The sequence below is a fragment of the Haloferax sp. Atlit-10N genome (genome assembly GCF_003586325.1).
In the GTDB taxonomy this organism is placed as follows: domain Archaea; phylum Halobacteriota; class Halobacteria; order Halobacteriales; family Haloferacaceae; genus Haloferax; species Haloferax prahovense.
Window position 1 is genome coordinate 680493 of record NZ_PSYX01000002.1, and the last position, 21926, is coordinate 702418.

The following is a 21926-nucleotide window of genomic DNA, read 5'->3' on the forward strand; positions in this document are numbered from 1 at the left end:
TGAGCCGTTACGGCTCTCCACCCGCATGTTTTAGACACGTCAAAATTCAACCTTAGAGCAACAAATCTATATGGTGGCTTGTATCTATTTCACATAGTGATGAACACTAACGCAGATTCGGTCGACCCCAAACTCTCTCGGCGGTCGGTCGTCGCGGCCGGTTCCGGTCTGCTGACGGCCGGCCTCGCCGGCTGTCTCGGCGGTGGCGGCGGAGCGGGAAGCGGAAGCGATGGCTCGAACACCGGCTCCAACGACGCCTCTGGCGGGTCCGAGTCGGAAGACGAATTCGTCGTCGTCGCGTCGTTCTTCAGTTTCTACGACTTCGCGCGCAAGGTCGCGGCCGACACGCCGGTGACGCTCAAGAACCTCATTCCGACCGGCCTCCACGGCCACGGCTGGGAGCCGGACGCGAGTGTCACGCGCGACATCATCGAGGCCGACGCGTTCGTCCACGTCGGCGAGGACTTCCAACCGTGGGCCGACCGCGCCATCCAGACGCTGAAAGACGACGACGTGGACACCCAACTCATCAACGTCCGCGAGGGCGTCGAACTCGTGGAACTCGCCGCGAGCCTCGACCGCGACGAGGAGGGCGTCGGCGAGGGCCGCGGGAGAGACCCCCACTTCTGGCTCGACCCGCGGCGCGCCAAGACCGCCGTCGACAACATCACCGAGGGGCTGGTCGAACTCGCCCCCGAGCACGAGGAGACCTTCCGCGACAACGCCGACGCGTACAAGGCCGACGTGCTCGACCGCATCGACCGGGACTACCAGGACATCTTCGACCGGGCGTCGCGCAAGGTCGTCCAGTTGGCGGCCCACAACGCCTTCCAGTACATCGGCGTCCGCTACGGCGTCGAGATGCGCCCGCTCGTCGTCAACCTCGCCGCCAGCGGCGACGTGAAGCCCTCGGACATCACCGAGGCGAAGCGCGTCATCGAGGACAACGACATCAAGTACATCGGCGCGGGCGTCTTCGAGACGCGTCGCCCGGCGAAACAGCTCATCGCCGAGACGCCCGTCGAGGCGTACTTCCCCGTCACACCCTACGCGGGCGTCCGCGAGGACTGGGTCGAAAACGACTGGGGCTACGAGGAAATCGCGTACAACATCAACATGCCCACGTTCGAGGTCGTCCTCGGCAACAAGTCGCCCGACGAGGTCGGCCACGACGGCTGGGCCGACGAGTGGAGGAACTTCGAATGAGCGCCCTCCGGAACGGCGAGTCCGCGGAGTCCGCTGATATCGGCGTCGCCGACGACGCCACCGCCGACGCCGGCGGCTCGTCCGGCCCCCTCGTCGAACTCGCAGACGTCGAGTTCGGGTACACCGCGACGCCCGTCGTGGAGGACATCTCGCTCCGCATCGACCCCGGCGAGTACGTCGCCATCGTCGGGCCGAACGGCTCCGGGAAATCGACGCTCATGAAGCTCATCCTCGGCCTGCTCCGGCCCGACGCGGGGACCGCGCGGCTGTTCGGCGAGCCCTCGCACGCCTTCGACGACGGCGCGCGCATCGGCTACGTCGCCCAGCACGCGAGCGCCTCCAAGGAGATGCCTATCACGGTCCGCGAGGTCGTGAAGATGGGTCGGTTCCCCCACGTCGGCTTCGGCCGGCTCTCGGCCGAGGACCACCGCATCGTCGACGAGGCGCTCGCCACAGTCGGCATGACGGACTTCGCCAACCGCCGGGTGACGAAGCTCTCGGGCGGCCAGCGCCAGCGCGCCTTCATCGCCCGTGCGCTCGCCGGCGAGGCGGACCTGCTCGTCTTGGACGAGCCGACCGTCGGCGTCGACGCCGAGTCGGTCGACGCCTTCTACGACCTGCTCGAAGCGCTCAACGAGGAGGGCATCACGATTCTCCTCATCGAACACGACCTCGGCGCGGTCACCGACCACGCCCGGCGCGTCGTCTGTCTCAACCGCGAGGTCTACTTCGACGGTCCGACCGACGAGTTCGTCGAGAGCGACGCGCTCGCACGAGCGTTCGGGACCGCGGCCTCGTTCGCCGGTGGTGGTGGCGCGTGATACCCGTCGAACTGTTCGCCGCGTTGCAGGCGGGACCGTTGGACGCCGTCCTCGCGCCGTTCTACTGGTTCCTCGCGCTGTGGTCCGACCTGCTTTTCGCCGTCGGCGACGCAACGGGCCTCGGCTTCCTCGACTACCGGTTCATGCACCGCGCCATCCTCGTCGGCCTCTGTATCGGCGTGATGGCTCCCCTCATCGGGACGTTTCTCGTCCACCGCCAGCTCGCGCTCATCGGCGACGCGCTCGCCCACACCGCCTTCGCCGGGGTCGCCGTCGGCCTCTTTCTCAACGGCGTGTTCAGCCTCGGCGTCTCGCCGTACCTGACCGCCGTCGTCGTCGCCGTCATCGCGGCGCTCCTCATCGAACTCATCTCCGAGACGACCGACGCCTACAACGACGTGTCGATGGCAATCGTGCTGTCGACCGGATTCGCGCTGGGGACGGTCCTCATCAGCCTCAACGCGGGCGGCCTCGCGGTCGGCATCAACCAGTACCTCTTCGGCAACCTCTCGACCGTCTCGGCGGAGAACGCCGCCATCCTGCTCGTGCTGTTCGCCGTCATCGTCGGCACCGTCGCGCTCACGCGCAACCAACTGCTCTACGTGACGTTCGACGAGACGGCCGCCGCCGTCTCGGGCATCTCGGTGACGTGGTACAACCGCGTGATGGTCATGCTGACCGCGCTGGTCGTCGTCGGCGCGATGCAGATTATGGGCGTCATCCTCGTCGCCGCCATGCTCGTCGTCCCGGTCGCGGGCGCGGCGCAGGTCTCCCGAAGCTTCTCCGAGTCGCTTCTGGTCTCCGTCGTCCTCGCCGAACTCGCCGTGCTGCTCGGCATCGGCGCGTCCTACTACGGCGAGGCCACCGCGGGGGGCGTCATCGTCCTCTTCGCGGTCGGTATCTACGTCGTCTCCGTCGCCATCGGTAAGTTGCAGTCGCGCGCCGGAGAGGACGCGACGCCCGAACTGGGGAGTATCGAGTCCTCCGACCTGTAACGTCGCTCGCGTTTTTCGCCCCGTCCGTCAGCTCGGCGGTTTCGAGGCTGCTCATGGTTCGTACCGGTCGAGTCGCCCGACCGCGTCCCGGAACGCGTACCAGCCCACGCCGAGTCCGAGAAGCGCCGTCGCGGCGACGGCGACCGTCATGGCCGTCGAGAGAGACATCGAACCGGTCTCGATGGCGGCGGTCGCGGCGATAGCCGGCATCCCGATGAGCGCGACGACCACGGAGAACGCCGAGAGCGCGCCGAGCGGGGGGAGCCCGACGCCTCGCGAGCCGGTCGCCGCGTCCGTCGGCGAAAGCCGAAGACCGGCCGCGAGCGACACGACGGGCGCTGTCGCACCCAGTATCGAGCCGACGAGCGCCGCGCCGACGCAGGCCGCCGGGGCAGCGCCAATCGAGAGCGCGGTTCCGAGTCCGGCCGCCGCCGACAGCGCGGTCCCCGGAATGGCCGCCGACAGCGCGTAGCCCGTCACGACTCGTTCGCGCCCGTGGGGTGCCGTGAGCGTAAGCGGGAGCGCGGCGCCTTCGGTTCCGAGCGGGTCGAGCGTCACTCCCGCGCCCGTCGCGACCGCGACGTAGGTCGCGACGACGGCCGGAAGTGCGGTCGGGAGCGTCTCGACGACCACGAGTCCCACCCCCGCGGTGGCTCCGACGACGATTCCGCTGAACAGTAGTGCGCGCGGTTCGCGCCACAGGCGGAGCCACACGACGCGGGCGACGGCGGCCGTCGGCCGCGAGGCGACACGGGCGACGAGCCGGCCGCCGGCGACCCGAAGCCGGGTTACGATTGCCGGGTCTCCCCGCGTTTCCCCTGCCTTTCCAGCGTCCGCCCGTTGGTAGTCAGTTATCCGGCGGGCCGTGGCGACACCGAGCCACCACGCGACAGGCGTTCCGAGGAGGGCGGCGACGGCGCGCCCGTCCGAGGCACCGACGCCCGCGCCGACAAGCGCGAGGTCGGCGTACCAACCGACCGGGAGTCCGCTCAGGAGCGCGAAGGACGACCGAGTTCGAACGAACGCGAAGCCCACGACCGAGACCAAGAGCGCGCCGAAAAGGAGCCGGTGCCGTCGCACTCGCGGATAGTGACGGAACGCCAATCTGACACCCAGCGCGACCGGGAATGTCACCGCAACGGCCGTCGCGACCAGCGCCGTGACGGCGACGAGCGCGGTCACAGCCGTCCTCGGTGACGCCGCTCCGGCGGCGAACGCGACGCCACCGGCGACGCCCACGACGCCGACGAGCCGGCCGGCGAACGCGAGCTGGTCGAGAAGCTCCGCGGTGAAAAACGCCGTCGGGGAGAGCGCGAGGCGCCGGTGGTCAGTCCGTTCGTCGTCCTCTCGTTGGGCCGTTCTCACGAGCACACCGTAGCAGGTCGCGACTGCCAACAGTCCCGACAGCCCGCGCGCGGTGCCGAGCGCGCCGGCCCCTCTCCCATCCGCAACGGCGACGCCGGCGGCGTACGCACCCGGGTCGCTCCAGACCGCCTCGTAGCCGGAGACCGGGAGTCGGCCGACGACCGCGAGGAGTGCGAACGAGACGGCGGCGAGATAGAGCACAGACACCATCGGGCGGTCGCGCGCTCGCCGGACCCCGCGGAGGGCGCGGACGCGAACGACGTGTCCGACCTGCCGAACCATCGTCTCCATCGGTCACTCGCTCCGGCCCTCGGTCATCTCTAGGAAGGCGGCTTCGAGCCCTTCCGACTCCCCGTCGCGCTGCGCTTTGCGTTTCACCGCGTCCAGCGGCCCCTCGGTGACGAGCCGTCCGTCCTGAATGACGCCGACGCGGTCCGCGAGCGCCTCGACGACGGTGAGCAGGTGCGAGGAGAGGAACACGGTGGTCTCGTCGTCGGCCAGGTCTTCGATGACGCGGCGCATCGTCCGCGCCGACCGCGGGTCCAGTCCGGACGTGGGCTCGTCGAGAAACACAACGTCGGGGTCGTGCAAGAGTATCTGAATGAGTCCGACGCGCTTTCGCATCCCGCGGGAGTACGCTCCGAGGCGGCGGTCGGCGTCGTCGGACAGGTCGAACCGGTCGAGAAGCGCCGAAACCCGTTCGCGAATCGTCTCGGCGGGCAGGTCACGGATGCCGCCCGCGTACCGCAACTGCTCGCGCGCGGTGAGTTCGTCGTACAGCGGCGGAACGTCCGGCAGAAATCCGATTCGACTCGTCACCGACGCCCTGTCTTCGATGGACGCCCCGGCGACGCGCGCGCGGCCGCTCGTCGGCGCCGTCAGTGTCGTGAGCATGCGCATCGTCGTCGTCTTCCCCGCACCGTTCGGACCGAGGAATCCGTAGACGCTCCCCGACTCCACTCGGAGAGAGAGCCCTGTGACTGCGACGGTGTCGCCGTACTCCTTCCGGAGCGACTCGGTCTCGATTGCTAGCGGCACGTTTCGTTCGTCGTGTATCACGATAATTAAACTGCCTCCTCAAACGGGGCTGCACTCCAGTCACTCGGATTTGCCCCGGGAGTATCTTTATTATCATCTAACATTATTATACTGATGACATGTCCGGCAGTGTCATAAATCAACGTGAAAGCGTTGAGAATAGTAGTGCCAGCATCGAGACCAATTCCCCCGAAGTTACCGTGCTCTCACGGTCAGAACTCGACGTGGTGCCGCCGCAACTAAGCGGGAGCATCACGCTGATCTGTTCCCGGGAGGCTGACGATCCGCTCGCCGGCCTCGACGACGCAGACGGGGCGTTCGACGCGAACGAGCGCGACCACATCGCCGAGCAGATCGCCGACGAGTCGGTCGCTCCCCGCCCGGCTTCGGAAGTGAGCGGTGACGTTTCGAGCTTCGACCTCGGCTACGGTGACCGGGAAATCGTCGCCGACCGGGCGATTCCATCCGAGGCCTCAATTGCCGTCACCTCCGTCCCGTTCAATGGCGGTCACATCGACTCGTCGTCGTTCTGGGTCCGCGAGGCTGCAGGTGCCGACGAACTGACGTTCCACATCATCGTCGCGCCGCCGGGTCTCAACTCGGCGGAACGCGATGCGCTCGACCGGCTTCCAGCGGGCGAAGACGTCCCTGACTTCGACCCAGAGTCCGACCTGTCCACCGCCGCGGCGGCCGTCGTCGCCGTCACCATCGCAGCGGTTGCCGTCTCGAGCAGCGGACGAGCTAACCATGCGTTTGAGGCTCCCTCGGGTGCCAGTTCCGACGCCGACTCGGGCCAGTCGGTGAGTGAGCTGATCGAGGCGCGGGTTGGCGCCTAAACGACGCCATCTGGCTCCAATCATGCAGCAAACCTCCCGAATTGGTCCGCGATGACGCCGCTTCAGTCGGTCGTTCTCGCGTTTCTGGGTGCGTGGGTCGGAGCCACGGTAGGAAACTCAACCCGGATTGCCGCAAGCGCGCTCTCCCAACGGCTCGGTCCGTTGTACGCGATAGTTCCGAAGTGGAACTTCTTTTCGCCACATCCGGGGCAACACGACTACGTCTTATTATACCGCGACCGTCGAACCGACGGGTCGCTGAGCGCTTGGCGGAGCGTCGACAAACTCAGTCAGTCGGCCCCTCCGGCTATCGTCCGGTGGGTCTGGAACCCATCGATGTACCGGAGCAAGGCACTTTTCGACCTCACACAGGGTCTCACGTCAGCCTTTGATGACGACGAACAGCGCGCAGATTCCGAAACGGAGGTAACAGCGGCAACCCCCCCGGAACCGAGACGAGTCGATCTCGGTCAGGTGAAGTTCTCGACGATGTACCTCACGCTCTTGCAGCTCGTGACGGCACAGGAACACTCACCGCTCGGAGAGTCCACGCAGTTCGCTGTTATGCAGTACTCGCGCGCGAGCGACGGGCACGAACTGGTATTCGCCTCGGAATTTCACTCACTCGATGACTGATTAACATGATTCCAACGCTCACACTCATCGGAGCCACGCGCGTGATGGCACTCCTTATCGGCGTTCACACGGTCCTGAAGTCGGCAGAGCAGTTAGCTACCCGCGGCAGATTCGAGCCCGACGGCGTACTGAATTGGGACGTCTCCCGCTTGTTCGCGGAGTCCGGACCGGCCTCGAAGGTGGTCGTTCCGCTGATAACGTATCCCCGATTCCGGTGGGTACTCGGCTGCCGACTCTTGGCTGGCGCTGCGGTCGGCGTGACGGCGGCGTTCGGGATGCCATCCCCGCTCGGACTTCTCGTCGTTCTTTTCACCGACGTCTGCATCGTCTTCCGGTGTCAGGGCGGCCTGAGCGGTGATTTCCAGATGGCGACGATCGTTACCTTCGGGGTATTGCTCGTCACGCTCGCCCCCCAGGGGAGCGTTCTTTCCCGTGCTGCCATGGCGTTCGTCGCCGCCCAGGCGGTCCTCTCATACGCGATTGCGGGGCTCAGTAAGGCGATGTCGGACGAGTGGCGGGACGGGACAGCGGTGCTCGGTGTCTTCGCGACGAACAACTGGGGGAACGGCCGCGTGTTTCGGTTTCTCGACCGCTATCCCCGGCTCACCCAGGTCGGCTCGTGGGGCGTCATCGCCTTCGAGTGTGCTTTCCCGCTAGTACTCCTTCGACCGATTGAACTGTCGGTCGGACTGCTCTCACTCGGCGTCCTGTTCCACGTTTTCAACGCTGCGTTCATGGGCTTGAACGGGTTCCTACTCGCGTTTCCCGCGACGTACCCGGCTGTTCTCTACGTGCATCAATGGTTCGGCGGACTGGTTCCCTAGTGACGATGGTCCCGCTGGCCGCCGGTCGGCGTGCCGTTCAGGGGACTCGGGCACCCGAACCCTCGTCTCTCGGCGACCACGAAATCACGCTTCGACGCCCGCCCGAGCCGTTTGCTGGCTTGCCCGCGCTCAGTCCGACTGGCTCCCCTGGACGTTCCCGGTCGGGTCCCACAGGAGGTCGACCACTCCCCCAACGCCGAGAAGAACCAACAGCACCGGGAGGTCCGTCGGCGCGCCGACCGCGTAGGCGGCGACGCCGATGACGCCGAGCGGGACCGCGGCGAGGCGCTCGACGTTCGGTACCCGGTGGAACAACAACCCCGTCACCGCGTACCCCGTCAGCGAGGCGAGGAGCAGCGCTTGCACGGGGTCGTGACCGCCGACGGTGGCCCGAACGGTCAGGCCGCCTAAGACGACGGTGAGGAGGGAAAACAGCAGTACGCGGGGTCGCTCGATAGCGGTGATGGACACGCCGGTCGCTTGTGTCTGGAAGGAGATAACACTACTTCACAGACAGGTGTGCGCAAGGCCGACACGGTCCCCGTCGCACTCGCTCGTCGGCCGCCTATATCGAGACGGTGAGTGTCTCGTCGACGCCGGCGAGTCCCGAGACGGTGAGTATCGCCTCCCGTCGGCCGGTCGCTTCGACCTCGATGCAGACGCCGAGAGGTCTTCATCCCGGCGACGACGCTCTGGACGCTCGCGCCGATGTCGCTCTCGTGTCGAGCGCGCAGACGCCGATGCCCTCGCCATTGCGGGCATTCGGCCGCCGAGACGAATTTCATATCGTCGTAATTGGTTTATCACGGCCCGCTCCCGCCCGCGAACCAATATCTTCAACAACGACTACCACGGATTCGACCCCATGAGCGACCTCGAAATCCAGCGCGAATGCCCGGCTTGCGGCAACGACACGTTCTACCTCGCCGCCAGCATGGAGATTCACCTCGGCACGAAGACGAAGTGGCACTGCACGGAGTGCGACTACGGCTACATCCACATCACGGACGACATCGAGACGTACGCGAAAGCGGAAGCGTAAGCCGCGAAAAAGAGGTTTTCTCGTTATTCGCCGTCGCCGAGCGCCTGCCACGAGAGCCGCGGGTTCCGCGCGGCGGACACCTGGTCGATGCGGCGGGCGCTGGTCTTCGTGGGCGCGGTTTCGAGCGCCTCGTCGGAGTCGGCGTACGCCGCGTTGAAGGCGTGTGCGAGGTCGTCGAGCGACGCCTTGTCCTCGACTTCCGTCGGCTCCGTGAGCATCGCCTGCGAGACGAGTTCGGGCCACTTCGTCGTCGGCGGGTGGACGCCGTAGTCGAGCATGCGCTTCGCCACGTCGGCGGCGTCGCGGTCGCCCGAGGTCGCCGCGAACTCGTGGTGGAACGGCCCGTACGGGACTTCGAGGTCTATCTGCGAGGCGAGGTAGTTGGCGTTGAGGACGGCCTTGGCGCTGGCGTCCGCGAGACCGGCGTCGCCGAGGCGGGCGATGTAGGCGTACGCCTTCACGAGGACGAGCCAGTTACCGGCGAAGCCGTGGACCTTGCCGATAGAGGACTCGGGTTCGTACTGCTCGTAGCCGGCGGCCGTCTCGCGGACCATCGGACTCGGGAGGAACTCCGCGAGCTCTTCGACCACGCCGACCGGACCCGCACCGGGGCCGCCGCCGCCGTGGGGCGTGGCGAACGTCTTGTGGACGTTGTAGTGCATGATGTCGAAGCCCATGTCGCCGGGGCGGGCGCGGCCGAGCAGCGCGTTGAGGTTCGCGCCGTCGTAGTACAGCAGGCCGCCCGCGTCGTGGACCATCTCGGCGATGTCGACGATGTCGCGCTCGAACAGCCCGAGCGTGTTGGGGTTCGTGAGCATGAGCGCGGCCGTCTCCTCGGAGATGGCGGCGTCGAGCGCCTCCATGTCGACGCGGCCGTCGTCGTCGGACGGGAGTTCGACCACGTCGTAGCCGGCCATCGCGGCCGACGCGAAGTTCGTCCCGTGGGCCGACGAGGGAATGATAATCTCCGAGCGGTCGTCGTCGCGCGACTCGTGGTAGGCCTTGGCGACGAGGATACCCGTGAACTCGCCCGCGGCACCCGCCGGGGGCTGGAGCGTCACGGCGTCCATCCCGCCGATGTCGGCGAGGTACTCCTGCAGGCCGTGCAGGAGGCCGAGCGTCCCCTGAATCGTCCGGTCGGAGCGGTCGGGGTGGACCCCGGCGTTGGGGTCCGCGGCCACGTCCTCCGTGAACGAGGGGTTGTACTTCATCGTACACGACCCCAGCGGGTACGGCCCGAGTTCGACGCTGTAGTTCATCTGCGACAGGCGCGTGTAGTGGCGCGCCAGTTGCGGCTCAGACAGCGCCGGCAGCGTCAGTTCGTCGCGGGTCAGGTCGTCGGGGAGGACGCCGTCGGAATCGACCTCGACGGTGGTACTGTCTTTCTCGGACAGGAGCGGTTCGTACTCGTCGTCGCGGCTGAATCGGGCTTGGTCGAAGTTCATCAGATGACCTCCTCGAAGGCCGCGACCAGTCCGTCCGCGGCGTCGGCGTTCGCGTCGGTGATACAGACCTGCAGATGGTGGTCGTCGAGGGCGTGGACCGCGAAGCCGCGGCCGGCGAGGTCGTTCGTGATGGCTGGCGCGGGCTGGTCCGTCCGGACGACGAACTCGCGGAAGTGGTGGCGGTCGTACAGCGGTGCTTTGACGCCCGAAAGCTCGTCCAGTCGGGCGGCGAGGTCGCGCGCGTCGGTGACGGCCTGCGTCGCCAAGTCGACGAGGCGGTCGGGGCCGAGCCACGCCATGTGCATGGCGGTTCGGAGCGCGACCCACGCCTGGTTCGTACAGATGTTCGAGGTCGCGCGCTCCTTTCGGATGTGCTGTTCGCGGGTCTGGAGCGTCAGCGTGAACGCCCGCATGTCGGCGCTGTCCTCGGAGACGCCGACGAGGCGGCCGGGGACCTGCCTGAGGTACTCCTCACGGGTGGCGAAGATGCCGAGACCCATCCCGTAGGCCGTTCCGAGGCCGAGCGCGCCGGCCTCGCCGACGACCACGTCGGCACCGACGCTCGCGGGTTCTTCGAGCAGGGCGAGCGCCACGAGGTCGCTTCCGAGACAGAACAGCGCGTCGTTGTCGTGGGCGAGGTCGCTGATATCGGCGAGTCGCTCCTCGATGACGCCGCGGACCGTCGGGGTCTCGGCGTAGACCATCACGGTCTCGTCGTCGACGAGGTCCGCGAGGGTCTCGACGTCGACCGCGCCGTCGTCCATCGGGTACTCGCCGATTTCCATCTCCGCGCCGTCGAGGTAGTTCTCCAGGACGCCGAGACGACCCTCGTGGAGGTGTTCGGGGACGAGCACGCGGTGGCCGCTCGCGCCGCGGCGAAGGCGGTTCGCGAGAAGCGCGGCCTCGGCGAGCGCCGTCGCGGCGTCGTACATCGGGCAGTTGGCGACCGGAAGCCCGGTCAGTTCGACCAGCATCGACTGGTACTCGAACAGCACCTGCAGGAAGCCCTGTGCGATTTCGGGCTGGTACTGCGTGTACGAGGTGAGGAACTCCGAGCGCCGCGAGAGGTCGTCGACCAGCGCCGGCACGTAGTGGGCGTGGTGGCCGCGACCGAGGAACTCCGTCAGCTCCTCGTTGCGTGAAAACAGGTCGGCCATGGCGTTCCTGAGCTCCTGTTCGTCGGCGCTGTCGACGCCGAACTCGCCGTCGAAGCGGACCTCACCGGGGATGTCGAAGAGGTCTTCCGCGCTGTCGACGCCGACGGCGTCCAGCATCGCTTCCTCGTCGGCGTCGGTGTGTGGGGCGTACGGGCTTCCGACCCGCCGTCCGTTTCCAGCCGTCATCTCACTCCGTCTGCTCGCGGTACTCCTCGGGAGAGAGGAGGTCGTCGAACTCGCTCGTGTCGGCCGGTTCGACTTCGAGCATCCAGCCGTCGCCGTAGGGGTCGTCGTTGAGGAGTTCCGGGGCGTCGAACAGTTCCTCGTTGACGGCCGTGACCGTGCCCGAGATGGGGGCGTAGAGGTCCGAGACGGCCTTGATGCTCTCGACCACGCCGAACTCCTCGCCGGCGGCGAGTTCGTCGCCCTCAGCGGGGAGTTCGACGAAGACGACGTCGCCCAGTTCGTCCTGCGCGAAGTCGGAGATGCCGATTTTGACGGCGTCGCCCTCGGTGGTGGTCCATTCGTGCGATTCCAGGTACTTCCGGTCGTCAGGGATTTCGAACATTGTCAGTTGATGAAGGGAGGTGTCACGATTACTGCGCGCTTCTCGCGGCCGCGGACGAGCACCGAAATCTCGGTCTCGTCGTCGGCGTACTCGACGGGGACGTAGCCGAGGCCGATAGGCTCCGACAGCGTCGGGCTCATCGTCCCGCTCGTCACGACGCCGATGACTTCGCCGTCCGCGTCGGCGATGTCGTAGCCGTGTCGGGGAACGCCGCGGTCGAGGAGGGCGAAGCCGACGAAGGTCTCGTCGACGCCGGCCTCGGACTGCTGTTCGAGGGCGTCGCGGCCCACGAACTCGGTATCGAGCTTGACGACGAAGCCGATGCCGGCCTCGTAGGGGGTCCGGGGCTCAGTCTCGGGGTCGAAGTCCTGTCCCGAGAGCAGGTAGCCCATCTCCAGTCGGAGCGTGTCGCGGGAGCCGAGCCCGCAGGGGGTCGCGTCGAGCGCCGACCAGACGGTCTCGGCGTCGTCCCACGGACAGAGGACCTCGAAGCCGTCTTCGCCGGTGTAGCCCGTCCGGGCCACCCAGCACTCGACGCCCGCCACGTCGGCGAACGTCGCTTGGAACTTCGAGAGGTCGTCGAGGGCGGCGTCGGGGGTGGCGTCCGTGACCGAATCGAGGGCGTCGGGGCCCTGTACCGCGAACATCGCCCAGTCCTCGGTCACGTCCTCGACGGTGGCGTCGAGGTCCCAGTCGTCGCGGAACGAGGTCCAGCGGTCGTACATCTCCTCGTCGTGGCCGGCGTTCGGGATGAAGAGGTAGACCCGCTCGTCGCGGTCGGGGAGTCGGTAGACGACGGTGTCGTCGATGATGACGCCCTCGTCGTTCACGATGGCCGAGTACTGCGAATCACCCGGTTCGAGGGCCGTCACGTCGTTCGTCGTCAGGCGCTGCATCAGCGCGGTCGCGTCCGGGCCGGACACCTCGAGTTCGCTCATGTGCGAAACGTCGAAGATGCCGACCGATTCTCGGACGGCCACGTGTTCGGCCTTGATGGAGTCGTACTCCACAGGCATGTCCCATCCGCCGAACTCGGTAAACGTCGCCCCGGCGTCCGCGTGGACGTCGTACAACGGCGGCTTGCGAAGGCCCATACAGGCCCCTGCGAACTGCGATAAGTAATGCTTTGGTATCTGTTCGCTCGGTCTGTTCATTATCTTGCATGAATCGGGGTCGGGTTACGGGGGTAAACACCACGAACCCGCAACCAGGTGGCGAAATCTGCCGTCCGGGAGCGGTTGCGGTCTGGACGGCGTTCGGAGTGATAAACCGACTACTGCGATACAGAACTCCGAAACGGAGTTGCGACGCGCCGCGAGATCGCTATCCGTGTCGTACTGGGTGGTGACAGAGAGTCAGAAAAGCGGAGACCGTCGGGGTCGCTGCCGCCTGTTCGGGGCGAGGTCGGTCTCAGTCGTCCGCGACGGCGGGCGCGTTCGGCGACTCTGGACGCGCTTCGACCTCGGCGGCGATCTGTTCGGACGCCGGCGTCCACGTCAGTTCCTCCTCGTAGTGGAAGGCGCGGTGGTCCTGCGTCGGGTCGACGACCGTCAGCGAGAGCCAGTCGTTGTCGAGCAGTTCGGTCAGTTCCTCGTGGTCGGCCAGCACGTCGGAGACGCGGTCGACCGGCGCGTGGATAATCGTCGAGAGGCGGAGCGGCTGGTGGTACGGCCTGTCGTCGGCGGCCATCAGCGACTGGAGCGGGAGCCCCGTCATCAGGTCGCCGCCGTTGCCCTGGTAGACGCCGACGTTGCCGACGGGGTTCTGGGTCACCTTCGACCCGCTGCCGTAGACGGCGTTGTCGACCGTCGAGAAGTAGTACTGGGCGTTAATCCACTGCGTGACGACCATCGGTCCCGTGAGAATCGCTTCGAGCGCGTCGCCGTCGGAGTCCGTCGAGTGGTCGTACGAGTGGAGGAACGCGCGGCCGTCGAGGTCGAGGTCGCTCGTCAGTTCGCGGGGGCCGATGACGAAACCGGCGTTGCCGGCCAGTCCCCACTCGGGGCGCGTCTCGGCCCAGTCGGCGGCGCGGCGCTCGGTCTCCCTGACACCCGCGGAGCCGTCGGCACCCATCGACTCGGCGCGCTCGGCGGTCGCGTTCTCCCGGGCGACCGCGAGGTCCGCGCGCAACTGGTCGAGGTCGTCGGCGTGGCTCTCGGGCACGTCGCCGTCGAACAGGTCGATTTCGTCGGTCGTCGTGTTGTGCTCGCCGGCGACGAACACCGTGTCCTCGGGGATGTCGAACCCGCGGTCGCGGAGTTCAGCCTTGACGGTCTCGTCGTTGCAGATTGCCGCGAGGACGCGGGCGTTCGGGCCGCCGGGGTTGCCGGCGCAGGCACCGCAGTCCAGACTCGAATCGAACGGGTTGTTCGCCGTCTCGCTGGCGTGGCCGGTGAACACGACGAGGCGACCGAACTCCTCCCAGCCCATCAGTCCGAAGGCGTTCGCGGCGTACTCGACTTTCTCCTCGTCGGTCAGCCCCACCGGGAGGTCGCCGACGTAGGAGTGCTGCCGGTGGACGGCCTGGTCGCAGAACTCGTGGTTGTCGGGGACCGCGTCGTCGGCGGTTCCCAGCAGGTCGGAGACGCGACCGGGGACGAGCGTGCGAGCCGCGAGGGCCAGTCCGTACCCGCTTCCGGCGCTCTCGACGAATCCGAAGGCGGTGGCGGGGTTGGTCTTCAGCGACTCGATGACTTCGCCCGCGGTCTCACGGAGGTTCGACCAGCGGTCGTGACTCGCCTTCGTCTCCCTGTCGGTCGGGACCTCGGAGACGTGGTGCTGCGGGTCGAGAATCGGGGGACAGGCGTCGACCGCAACATCGGCGTCGTAGCCCAGATACTCCATCGGGATGCCGAAGAAGCCGGCGTAGCCGTGGGTCTCGTAGTCGCCCGTGTCCTCGATGTGGCGGCGGATGACCTCGGAACGCGTGTCGATACAGAAGACCAACTGCGCGTCCGGGCGGCCGGCGGAGTCGCTGTCGTCGAGGGCCTCGCTCTCGGCGGCGACGCGGTCGACGACCTCGCCGCGGTAACTCGCCTCCCACGCGCTCAGGAACGCGTCGGCGAGTTCGTCGGCCGCGTCGGCCTTGGGGGTCTCGGGACCGGTCGACGGCTCGACATCGACGCTGAACGCGTCGAGGAGCGCGAGACGTGCCGCGAGGTAGCCTTCGAGCGTGATTGGGTGCGTGGACTGCCACTCGCCGCCGTCGGCGGCGCGTTGCTTGATGAAGCCGGTCCAGCCGGGGAGCGCGGCGAGTTGCTCCTCGAATATCGGGACCCACTGGCCCTGGGGATACGACTCCAGCGCGGCTTCGACGGTTTCGACCGGCGACTCGGGGAGGTCGGCGACGATTCCGTCGTCTGGAATCTGACCGTCGTACGCGGCCATCGACCGGAAGGCGCTGTAGAACCCGTCTTCGCGGTTCGGCATCGGCCAGTGGGCCTGTCCCTCGTCGAGGAACGCCGACAGCCACTTCGTCAGCACGCGGTCGACCCGAGCGGTGTCGGTGTTGGCGTCAGTCTCGGCGTCCGAGGGCTCCGACTCGACGCCGGCGTCCATGCGCTCCAGCAGCGTTTCGGGGTCGTCCTCGTAGCCGCGGTCGGCCAGTTCCGAGGCGAGCACGTCGGGGTCGATTTGCCCGTCGTCGAGGGCCGCCCGGAACGTCTCGGGGGTCGGGTAGCCGCGACCGCCGACGAGGTCAGCGGCCTGGGTGACGGCCTCGTGGAACGGCATGTCTTCGAACCCCGAAAGCGGGTTGGCCGTCACGAACGAGTGAATCGGCCAGACCGAACCGACGGTCGTCGCCGCTTTGTCGATGCTGTCTTCGATGGTGTGTTCAGTACTCATTGTAGTCCTCCGTGGCGGTCAGCACGGTGCTGGAGGCGGGTTGGCTCGCGTTCAACAGCGCGACGTAGAGGCGGTGGCTGCGCTCGTGGACGCCGAGTTCTATCGCGGCGTAGACGACGAGGAAGGCGCCGGCGACGAGCGCGTGGAGCGCGCTCAGTTCGGCCGGGGCCTCGACGACCGGCAGCCCGGACAGGAGGCTCGAAATCGCCTCGTAGGCGAGCGCGTAGACGGTGATTGCCGGCAAGAAGACGAGCGGGACCGCGCCGTAGCGGACTGTCGTCGGAAGCGAGGCGTGCGCGACGACGTTGCGGGCCGCGTGCAGCGTGGTGAGCACGACGAACGTCACGAGCAGGAGCCCGCTGTCGAGGTGCGTTCCCTTCCCGGTGAGCGCCGCGAACAGCGCGCCGCCGGCCAGCCCGGTCGCCAGGACGACGACCGCGCCCGCGACACCGGTCTCGTGGGCGTCGTGGTCCGTCGGGGCGGTGTGTTCGACCGCCGCGCCCGCGCTGAGGAAGTGGTACGCCTTGTAGAAGCCGTGCAGGATGAGGTGGGTGATGGCGGCTCCGAAGAAGCCGAGGCCGGCCTGCATAATCATGAAGCCCATCTGTCCGATGGTCGAACAGCCAAGTTCGCTCTTGACGTCCGACTGGACGTTCTTGAGCAGCTTTCCGAGGAGGGCGCTCGTCGCGCCGACGGCCACGATGCCGAGCATGAGCGTGGCGTCGAGGGTCACGACCGGGGCGAACCGAAGCAGAAGGATGCCGCCCGCGTTGACGAACCCGGCGTGCATCAGCGCGGAGGCGGGCGTCGGGGCGGTCATCGACGAGAGGAGCCAGCCGTGGAACGGGACGAGCGCGGACTGAATCATCGCCGCGAGGACGAGCGCGACGCAGGCCAGAAGCCACACCGGCCCGCCGAGCCCATCGGCGCTCGCGGCGATGCCGGAGACCGTCGCCGCGCCGGTCGCCCACCACAGAGCCGCGAGCGCGACGCCGAGGAACGCGCTACTGGCGAGGAAGTACCTGCGAGCGACGCTCGCGGCGGCCCGCGCTTGACTCCAGCCGTCGACGATGCCGATGAGTTTCGCCATCGCCAGTCCCATCGCCAGCCAGAGCAGCCAAAACAGCGCGACGTGGTCGGCCGCGACGAGGCCCATCACGGCGACCGTGAAGCCGAACACGGTAGCGAAGAAGCTCGTCTCGTGGCGACTGCCGGCCATGTAGCGGCGCGAGTAGCTGTGGACGATGCCGCTGAAGAACGTCACGACCACCCACAGCAGCACGGTCAGGCCGTCGACGGCGACGACGCCGGGAACCTCCCACGCGCCGCCGAGTCGGACTCGGGCGAAGAGCACGCCGATGCTCGCGGCGAACAGCGACCACACGAGCCACGTTAGTGCGACGGGCGCGAACGGCGAGTCCGCCGCCGCGTCCGGGAGTGCTCCGACCGTCGGTTTCGAGGTGCGTCCTGACATCGTTCGATTCGTCGTTGACCAGAACGGTCACCGAAACGCGTTCGGCGTCCGATACTGGTCGTCCTTACACCCATCCGAGAACAGATTGTCTATTAAATCTACCTACATTCACAAATCGTTCGCAAATTAGCCATTATAGAACATTATGGTTTTGTGAGTGCGGTCCGGCTTGAACCGCCGGTTCTGGAAGGGGAAATCGGCTTAGAACGCTCGTTTCGAGCCTCGTGCCCTGCTATCTGCCCGTTCGACGGCCGAATGTCGGCGACGGTTCACACGGGGGCGACTTTCCGCGACGATCCGCGATTGCAGTCGTTCGTCGGACTCGCTGACCGATTCGTGAACGCTCCGTTCGTCGCGAGGATATCGTGCGCGCGTCCGCTCAGGAATCGTTTTCGGCGTGTCTCTCGGCGTCGAACTTCCCGAACGGCGTCGTCTCGTGCGTGCGGACGAGCACCTCGTCGGCGACCGTGAGGCCCATATCGAGGAGTTCCTGCGCGATGGAGGTGATGTCGCTGTCCGTCTCGCCGACGGCGGTGACGAGGAGGTTCTGTTCGCCGGTGACCAGCTCTTGGACGGCCACGACGCCGTCCATCTCCAGAATCTCGGGGACGAGTTCGCCCCGCTTGGGAATCGAGGCCGTACAGTAGAGCAACATTCGGAGCGGGTAGCCCGACTTCCCATAGTCGACGCTCGCGCTGTAACCCTTGACGACGCCGTCGGATTCGAGTCGCTGGATGCGCTTGCGGACGGTGCTGTCCGAGGTTCCCGTTCGCTTCGCGATGTCGCCGGACGACATGTTCCGGGCGTCCTCTTGGAGCGCGTACAGAATCGCCTTGTCTACGTCGTCGATATCCTCGCCAGCCATACCACTACATCGGAGAGGAGAGCACTTTATCCTTTGATATTGCTCGGACGGAGGCCCGCTCGGCATCCGAGGTCCGTCGTCTCCGGAGATAGATTTATTACCCATCCGATACAATTAGTTACTATGATTGTTGTAAAAGATAACACCGACGCGCCCGACGCTCACGAGCAGTCCGTTCGCCGCACGGCCACCTTCGCCGACATGGCCGCCGCGATGCGCGGGTTCTGAGCGGTTCGTCGGGGTTCGGTTCTCCTTTCAGTTCGCCCGACTGCGCCGCGACATGACTGATTTCCTGAGTTTTCGCGTTTCCTGATAGCCCGTTTCAACGACCCGTCTGAACCGGCGCGAGACGCGCTTCGCCCCGGGAAAACGGATTTACCTTTGGGTGTCATATTCTATCAAACTGGGCGACACCGCCCTGATACCCATGGCAGACAAACCACACCAAAACCTAGCCATCATCGGACACGTCGACCACGGGAAGTCCACGCTCGTCGGCCGGCTCCTGTTCGAGACAGGCAGCGTCCCGGAACACATCATCGAACAGCACCGCGAGGAGGCGGCGTCCAAGGGGAAGTCGGGCTTCGAGTTCGCCTACGTCATGGACAACCTCGCCGAGGAGCGCGAACGCGGCGTCACCATCGACATCGCCCACCAGCGCTTCGACACGGACAAGTACTACTTCACCATCGTGGACACGCCCGGCCACCGCGACTTCGTGAAGAACATGATTACGGGTGCGTCGCAGGCCGACCACGCGATTCTCGTCGTCGCCGCCGACGACGGCGTCGCACCGCAGACCCGCGAGCACGTCTTCCTCGCCCGAACGCTCGGTATCGAGGAACTCATCATCGCGGTCAACAAGATGGACGTCGTCGACTACAGCGAGGACTCCTACAAGCAGGTCAAAGAGGAGGTCCAACAGCTCCTGAACCAGGTACGGTTCAACTCCGACGACGCCGGCTTCATCCCCATCTCGGCGTTCGAGGGCGACAACATCTCCGAGCCATCGGAGAACATGCCGTGGTTCGACGGGCCGACCGTACTGGAGTCACTCAACAACCTCCCAGAGCCGTCACCGCCGACGGACGCGCCGCTCCGCGTCCCGATTCAGGACGTGTACACCATCTCCGGCATCGGGACGGTCCCGGTCGGCCGCGTCGAGACGGGGATTCTCAAGACCGGCGACAACGTCCGGTTCATGCCCTCTGACGCGGGTGGCGAGGTGAAAACCATCGAGATGCACCACGAGGAGGTCCCGGAGGCGGGCCCCGGCGACAACGTCGGCTTCAACGTCCGCGGCGTGGGCAAGGACGACATCCGCCGCGGCGACGTCTGCGGCCCGGCCGACGACCCGCCGTCGGTCGCCAAGACGTTCAAGGCGCAAATCGTCGTGATGCAACACCCCTCGGTCATCACGGCGGGCTACACGCCGGTCATCCACGCGCACACGGCGCAGGTCGCCTGCACGTTCGAGTCGCTCGACCAGAAGCTCGACCCCGCGTCGGGCGAGGTCGCAGAGGAAGAGCCGGACTTCATCAAGGCCGGCGACGCCGCCGTCGTCACGCTGCGTCCCCAGAAGCCGCTCAGCATCGAACCGTCGTCAGAAATCGCCGAACTCGGCAGCTTCGCCATCCGCGACATGGGACAGACCATCGCGGCCGGCAAAGTCCTCGAAGTCTACGAGTAGCGCCCGGTTTCGACCACCGTTTTTCGTCCCACCGCCGCGACAGCGGTTGGGCCGTCTGCACGGCGGTCGGTCGACCGATTGGTCACAAACCGCGTGTGAGCGTCCGCCGCCTGCGGCGTCACTCGTTAGCGCCGGGGTAGAGCGCCGACACCTGCCAGACGTTCGCGCGAACGCCGGCCCGCTCGATGTCCATCCGCACGCGGTCGCCGGCGTGGTGGTTCGCGAGGTAGGCGCGGAAGGTGCTGTTCTCGTAGGAGGTCACGTGGTACGTCGAGCCGTTGTCGCCGCGGAGGGTCGCCGCACCGTGGTCGTTTACCTCGTTTACGATTGTGAACGTATTCGAATTATTTCTGGACGCTGTCTCAGACATACCCAATTATATGTTAATTGGATACATAAAACCCGGCGGTGCGTTTAGTAAATCGTTATAAACCACATCGTGATTGTTCCCCACGGGAAACTGTCCGCTCGCCGTCAGTCGATTTTCGGAGAATGGCCCGCGTCCGGTGGTCGATTCGACGCGCCGTGCGCCGGCTGTTGGGTTGCGACCGGCGTGGGACGTGACGCGACACGGCCACGCTATCGAGCGCGGGTGGGTCGTCGAAACGAATCGTGTCGCGTAAGTACGGCTTCTCGAATCGGGGACGGGGCGCGGTCATCCTAGGGGTTGGAGCCAATTAACCGAATGGCTTGATATATCCGGTTTCATTAGTCACCCGCGTCGCCGCGGACGCCCCGGCGCACGTCGACGTAGTAGTCGCGGAGCAGGTCTCGGCCGATTCGAAGCGGCGTCTCCGGACCCACGTCCTCGTCGAGCACCGCGGTCACGGTCCGCCGTTCCCCCGCGAGTTCGACCACGATATCCACTCGCGGGGGCGCGCCGTCGTCAACCACGTCCGGCGGCTCGGTACCGAGGTCGGCCGCCAACCGGGGGTCGATTCGCGTCGTCGACGCGGCGGTGTCGATGCGCGCGAGCACCGCTTTCGACCCGCTGACGCCGGTGACGGTCACGCGCTCCGCGTGGCCGACGACGGGGACTCGCTCGTCGCGGATTCCCGAAGGGGCGTCTGCCGGTCGCGTCCCGTCGAGAGAGCGCCCGACCCGCTCGACGAGCGCCGGGTCGACGCGTCCGCCGGCGCGCTCGATTGCGAGGCGGGCGATGGCCGCCGCGGGCGACCGACCGGTGGCGCGGAAGAGCCCGCGGAACCCCGCCGTCGGGTTGACTTCGAGGACGACCCAGCCGTCGTCGCTCTCGATGAGGTCGACGCCGGCGTAGTCGAGACCGAGCGCCCTCGTCGCCCGGAGCGCCGTTTCCGTGGCCTCCGGCGAGAGTTCCTCCGTCGCGTCCTCGACGTCGCCGCCGAGCGCGACGTTCGTGCGCCAGTCACCCGCCGGGGCGTATCGGTACATCGCGCCGACGACCTCGTCGTCGACGATATAGATTCGGAGGTCGCGGTGGCGTTCACTCGCGTCGACGTACTCCTGAATGAACGCTCGCCGGCCGTCGACGGTCGCCGAGACGGCCCGGTCGTGGTCGACCAGCCACGTCCCTCCGCCGTTGGTCCCGATGGCCGTCTTGTAGACGACCGGCGTCCCGAACCCCTCTCGCGCGGCGTTCAGCCTGGCGTCCGCGGTGGCCATGTACGTGTGCGGCACCGGGACGCCCGCGGCGGCCAGTCTGCTCGAAGTCGCGTGTTTGTGGACCGCGAAGAGGACGTTCCGCGGGTCGTTGAGTACGGGCCGAACCGCGGCGTAGCAACTGGCGATAGAGAGGTCTTCGAGCGGGCTCGTCGACTTCGACAGCAGGAGCCGATTGACCACCACGTCGACGTCGGGGTCGAGCGCGACGCCCGACGGCGACACGTCGATACCGACCGCCTCCTCGTGGAGCCAGACAGCCTCGTGGCCGAGCGCCGTGACCGCGTTGCTGATGGCTTTCGTCTCCCTGCTGTCGTGGAACCCCAGAATCCCCACGGTGACCGTCGGTTTGTCCCCCTCCATGGGTGACACTACGCGTCGCGGTCGCATCAGCGCATCGCGAGGTTCCGCAGAATCGGAATGTGACGCCGCGCGACGCGTCGCGGGCGCGGCGGTCACCTGCTCATGAAGTCGGCTATC

Annotated in this window: 20 protein-coding genes; 8 read left to right on the top strand and 12 right to left on the bottom strand. The window is 66.8% G+C overall.

Translation table 11 applies throughout. The annotated features are described in order from the left end of the window. Nucleotides 1–99 precede the first annotated feature (99 nt). The 3 genes from C5B91_RS10410 to C5B91_RS10420 are packed head-to-tail and all read left to right on the top strand — an operon-like array spanning nucleotide 100 to nucleotide 3022. Entirely contained in the window at nucleotides 100–1206 is a 1107-nt protein-coding gene (locus C5B91_RS10410; RefSeq protein ID WP_008095585.1) for a metal ABC transporter substrate-binding protein, read from the top strand. Further along, nucleotides 1203–2027, top strand: a complete 825-nt coding sequence (locus tag C5B91_RS10415; protein ID WP_081909220.1) for a metal ABC transporter ATP-binding protein — start codon at nucleotides 1203–1205, stop codon at nucleotides 2025–2027. Before C5B91_RS10410 ends, C5B91_RS10415 begins: the two co-directional genes overlap by 4 nt. Next, nucleotides 2024–3022, top strand: a complete 999-nt coding sequence (locus C5B91_RS10420) for a metal ABC transporter permease (protein ID WP_008095581.1) — start codon at nucleotides 2024–2026, stop codon at nucleotides 3020–3022. Before C5B91_RS10415 ends, C5B91_RS10420 begins: the two co-directional genes overlap by 4 nt. 51 nt (nucleotides 3023–3073) lie before the next feature. Here the strand turns inward: C5B91_RS10420 and C5B91_RS10425 are convergent, their stop codons facing one another. Together C5B91_RS10425 and C5B91_RS10430 are read right to left on the bottom strand one after the other, a co-directional pair. Beyond that, a complete protein-coding gene (locus tag C5B91_RS10425) occupies nucleotides 3074–4678 on the bottom strand; it encodes a hypothetical protein (protein ID WP_049967660.1) in 1605 nt (534 codons plus the stop codon). Nucleotides 4679–4681: 3 nt separating this feature from the next. Beyond that, nucleotides 4682–5446, bottom strand: coding sequence for an ABC transporter ATP-binding protein (locus C5B91_RS10430; protein WP_008095577.1), 765 nt, complete (start codon nucleotides 5444–5446; stop codon nucleotides 4682–4684). Nucleotides 5447–5544: 98 nt separating this feature from the next. Between C5B91_RS10430 and C5B91_RS10435 the strand changes: the two genes are divergently transcribed. The 3 genes from C5B91_RS10435 to C5B91_RS10445 are packed head-to-tail and all read left to right on the top strand — an operon-like array spanning nucleotide 5545 to nucleotide 7721. Beyond that, entirely contained in the window at nucleotides 5545–6261 is a 717-nt protein-coding gene (locus C5B91_RS10435) for a hypothetical protein (protein WP_147298780.1), read from the top strand. A 51-nt stretch (nucleotides 6262–6312) separates the two neighbouring features. Next, entirely contained in the window at nucleotides 6313–6897 is a 585-nt protein-coding gene (locus C5B91_RS10440; protein ID WP_115819555.1) for a hypothetical protein, read from the top strand. 44 nt (nucleotides 6898–6941) lie between these two features. Next, on the top strand, nucleotides 6942–7721 hold the full coding sequence (locus C5B91_RS10445; protein ID WP_147298779.1) for a hypothetical protein: 780 nt from the start codon (nucleotides 6942–6944) through the stop codon (nucleotides 7719–7721). Between the two features lie 129 nt (nucleotides 7722–7850). Here the strand turns inward: C5B91_RS10445 and C5B91_RS10450 are convergent, their stop codons facing one another. Further along, nucleotides 7851–8192, bottom strand: a complete 342-nt coding sequence (locus C5B91_RS10450; protein ID WP_049967664.1) for a hypothetical protein — start codon at nucleotides 8190–8192, stop codon at nucleotides 7851–7853. Nucleotides 8193–8586: 394 nt separating this feature from the next. Between C5B91_RS10450 and C5B91_RS22420 the strand changes: the two genes are divergently transcribed. Beyond that, nucleotides 8587–8763 (top strand): hypothetical protein, encoded by a 177-nt coding sequence (locus C5B91_RS22420; protein ID WP_004969725.1) that lies wholly within the window; start codon nucleotides 8587–8589, stop codon nucleotides 8761–8763. A gap of 23 nt (nucleotides 8764–8786) precedes the next feature. On the opposite strand, the gene gcvPB is transcribed toward C5B91_RS22420, so the two are convergent. From gcvPB to C5B91_RS10485, 7 genes are all read right to left on the bottom strand, one after another. Continuing rightward, nucleotides 8787–10208, bottom strand: coding sequence for an aminomethyl-transferring glycine dehydrogenase subunit GcvPB (gene gcvPB / locus C5B91_RS10455; protein WP_008095567.1), 1422 nt, complete (start codon nucleotides 10206–10208; stop codon nucleotides 8787–8789). Next, the gene (gene gcvPA, locus C5B91_RS10460) at nucleotides 10208–11551 is read right to left on the bottom strand and encodes an aminomethyl-transferring glycine dehydrogenase subunit GcvPA (protein ID WP_115819554.1); all 1344 of its coding nucleotides are present in this window, start codon (nucleotides 11549–11551) and stop codon (nucleotides 10208–10210) included. The genes gcvPB and gcvPA overlap by 1 nt, the downstream gene beginning before the upstream one ends. 1 nt (nucleotide 11552) lies before the next feature. Further along, entirely contained in the window at nucleotides 11553–11933 is a 381-nt protein-coding gene (gcvH, locus tag C5B91_RS10465) for a glycine cleavage system protein GcvH (protein ID WP_008095565.1), read from the bottom strand. A 2-nt stretch (nucleotides 11934–11935) separates the two neighbouring features. Further along, on the bottom strand, nucleotides 11936–13027 hold the full coding sequence (gcvT, locus tag C5B91_RS10470) for a glycine cleavage system aminomethyltransferase GcvT (RefSeq protein WP_008095564.1): 1092 nt from the start codon (nucleotides 13025–13027) through the stop codon (nucleotides 11936–11938). 316 nt (nucleotides 13028–13343) lie between these two features. Then, on the bottom strand, nucleotides 13344–15779 hold the full coding sequence (locus C5B91_RS10475) for a DUF2309 domain-containing protein (RefSeq protein ID WP_115819553.1): 2436 nt from the start codon (nucleotides 15777–15779) through the stop codon (nucleotides 13344–13346). Next, nucleotides 15769–17253: a proton-conducting transporter membrane subunit gene (locus C5B91_RS10480; RefSeq protein ID WP_115819552.1), complete on the bottom strand. Its 1485-nt coding sequence runs from the start codon at nucleotides 17251–17253 to the stop codon at nucleotides 15769–15771. Before C5B91_RS10480 ends, C5B91_RS10475 begins: the two co-directional genes overlap by 11 nt. 379 nt (nucleotides 17254–17632) lie before the next feature. Further along, nucleotides 17633–18118 (bottom strand): Lrp/AsnC family transcriptional regulator, encoded by a 486-nt coding sequence (locus tag C5B91_RS10485; protein WP_008095561.1) that lies wholly within the window; start codon nucleotides 18116–18118, stop codon nucleotides 17633–17635. Between the two features lie 427 nt (nucleotides 18119–18545). On the opposite strand from C5B91_RS10485, the gene tuf reads away from it, so the two are divergent. Then, the gene (gene tuf / locus C5B91_RS10490; protein ID WP_004975270.1) at nucleotides 18546–19808 is read left to right on the top strand and encodes a translation elongation factor EF-1 subunit alpha; all 1263 of its coding nucleotides are present in this window, start codon (nucleotides 18546–18548) and stop codon (nucleotides 19806–19808) included. Nucleotides 19809–19926: 118 nt separating this feature from the next. On the opposite strand, the gene C5B91_RS10495 is transcribed toward tuf, so the two are convergent. Continuing rightward, entirely contained in the window at nucleotides 19927–20178 is a 252-nt protein-coding gene (locus C5B91_RS10495; protein WP_008095559.1) for a hypothetical protein, read from the bottom strand. Nucleotides 20179–20516: 338 nt separating this feature from the next. Beyond that, a complete protein-coding gene (locus tag C5B91_RS10500; protein WP_115819551.1) occupies nucleotides 20517–21809 on the bottom strand; it encodes a RimK family alpha-L-glutamate ligase in 1293 nt (430 codons plus the stop codon). Nucleotides 21810–21926 lie beyond the last annotated feature (117 nt).

Bases quoted from the DNA above. Each gene is read 5' to 3' on its own strand.
- C5B91_RS10495 (WP_008095559.1), bottom strand. From the start codon at position 20,178: ATGTCTGAGACAGCGTCCAGAAATAATTCGAATACGTTCACAATCGTA.
- C5B91_RS10445 (WP_147298779.1), top strand. From the start codon at position 6,942: ATGGCACTCCTTATCGGCGTTCACACGGTCCTGAAGTCGGCAGAGCAG.
- C5B91_RS10500 (WP_115819551.1), bottom strand. From the start codon at position 21,809: ATGGAGGGGGACAAACCGACGGTCACCGTGGGGATTCTGGGGTTCCAC.
- gcvT (WP_008095564.1), bottom strand. From the start codon at position 13,027: ATGGGCCTTCGCAAGCCGCCGTTGTACGACGTCCACGCGGACGCCGGG.
- C5B91_RS10440 (WP_115819555.1), top strand. From the start codon at position 6,313: ATGACGCCGCTTCAGTCGGTCGTTCTCGCGTTTCTGGGTGCGTGGGTC.
- C5B91_RS10415 (WP_081909220.1), top strand. From the start codon at position 1,203: ATGAGCGCCCTCCGGAACGGCGAGTCCGCGGAGTCCGCTGATATCGGC.
- C5B91_RS10425 (WP_049967660.1), bottom strand. From the start codon at position 4,678: ATGGAGACGATGGTTCGGCAGGTCGGACACGTCGTTCGCGTCCGCGCC.
- C5B91_RS10475 (WP_115819553.1), bottom strand. From the start codon at position 15,779: ATGAGTACTGAACACACCATCGAAGACAGCATCGACAAAGCGGCGACG.
- C5B91_RS22420 (WP_004969725.1), top strand. From the start codon at position 8,587: ATGAGCGACCTCGAAATCCAGCGCGAATGCCCGGCTTGCGGCAACGAC.
- C5B91_RS10485 (WP_008095561.1), bottom strand. From the start codon at position 18,118: ATGGCTGGCGAGGATATCGACGACGTAGACAAGGCGATTCTGTACGCG.
- C5B91_RS10410 (WP_008095585.1), top strand. From the start codon at position 100: ATGAACACTAACGCAGATTCGGTCGACCCCAAACTCTCTCGGCGGTCG.
- gcvH (WP_008095565.1), bottom strand. From the start codon at position 11,933: ATGTTCGAAATCCCTGACGACCGGAAGTACCTGGAATCGCACGAATGG.
- C5B91_RS10435 (WP_147298780.1), top strand. From the start codon at position 5,545: ATGTCCGGCAGTGTCATAAATCAACGTGAAAGCGTTGAGAATAGTAGT.
- tuf (WP_004975270.1), top strand. From the start codon at position 18,546: ATGGCAGACAAACCACACCAAAACCTAGCCATCATCGGACACGTCGAC.
- gcvPA (WP_115819554.1), bottom strand. From the start codon at position 11,551: ATGACGGCTGGAAACGGACGGCGGGTCGGAAGCCCGTACGCCCCACAC.
- C5B91_RS10480 (WP_115819552.1), bottom strand. From the start codon at position 17,253: ATGTCAGGACGCACCTCGAAACCGACGGTCGGAGCACTCCCGGACGCG.
- gcvPB (WP_008095567.1), bottom strand. From the start codon at position 10,208: ATGAACTTCGACCAAGCCCGATTCAGCCGCGACGACGAGTACGAACCG.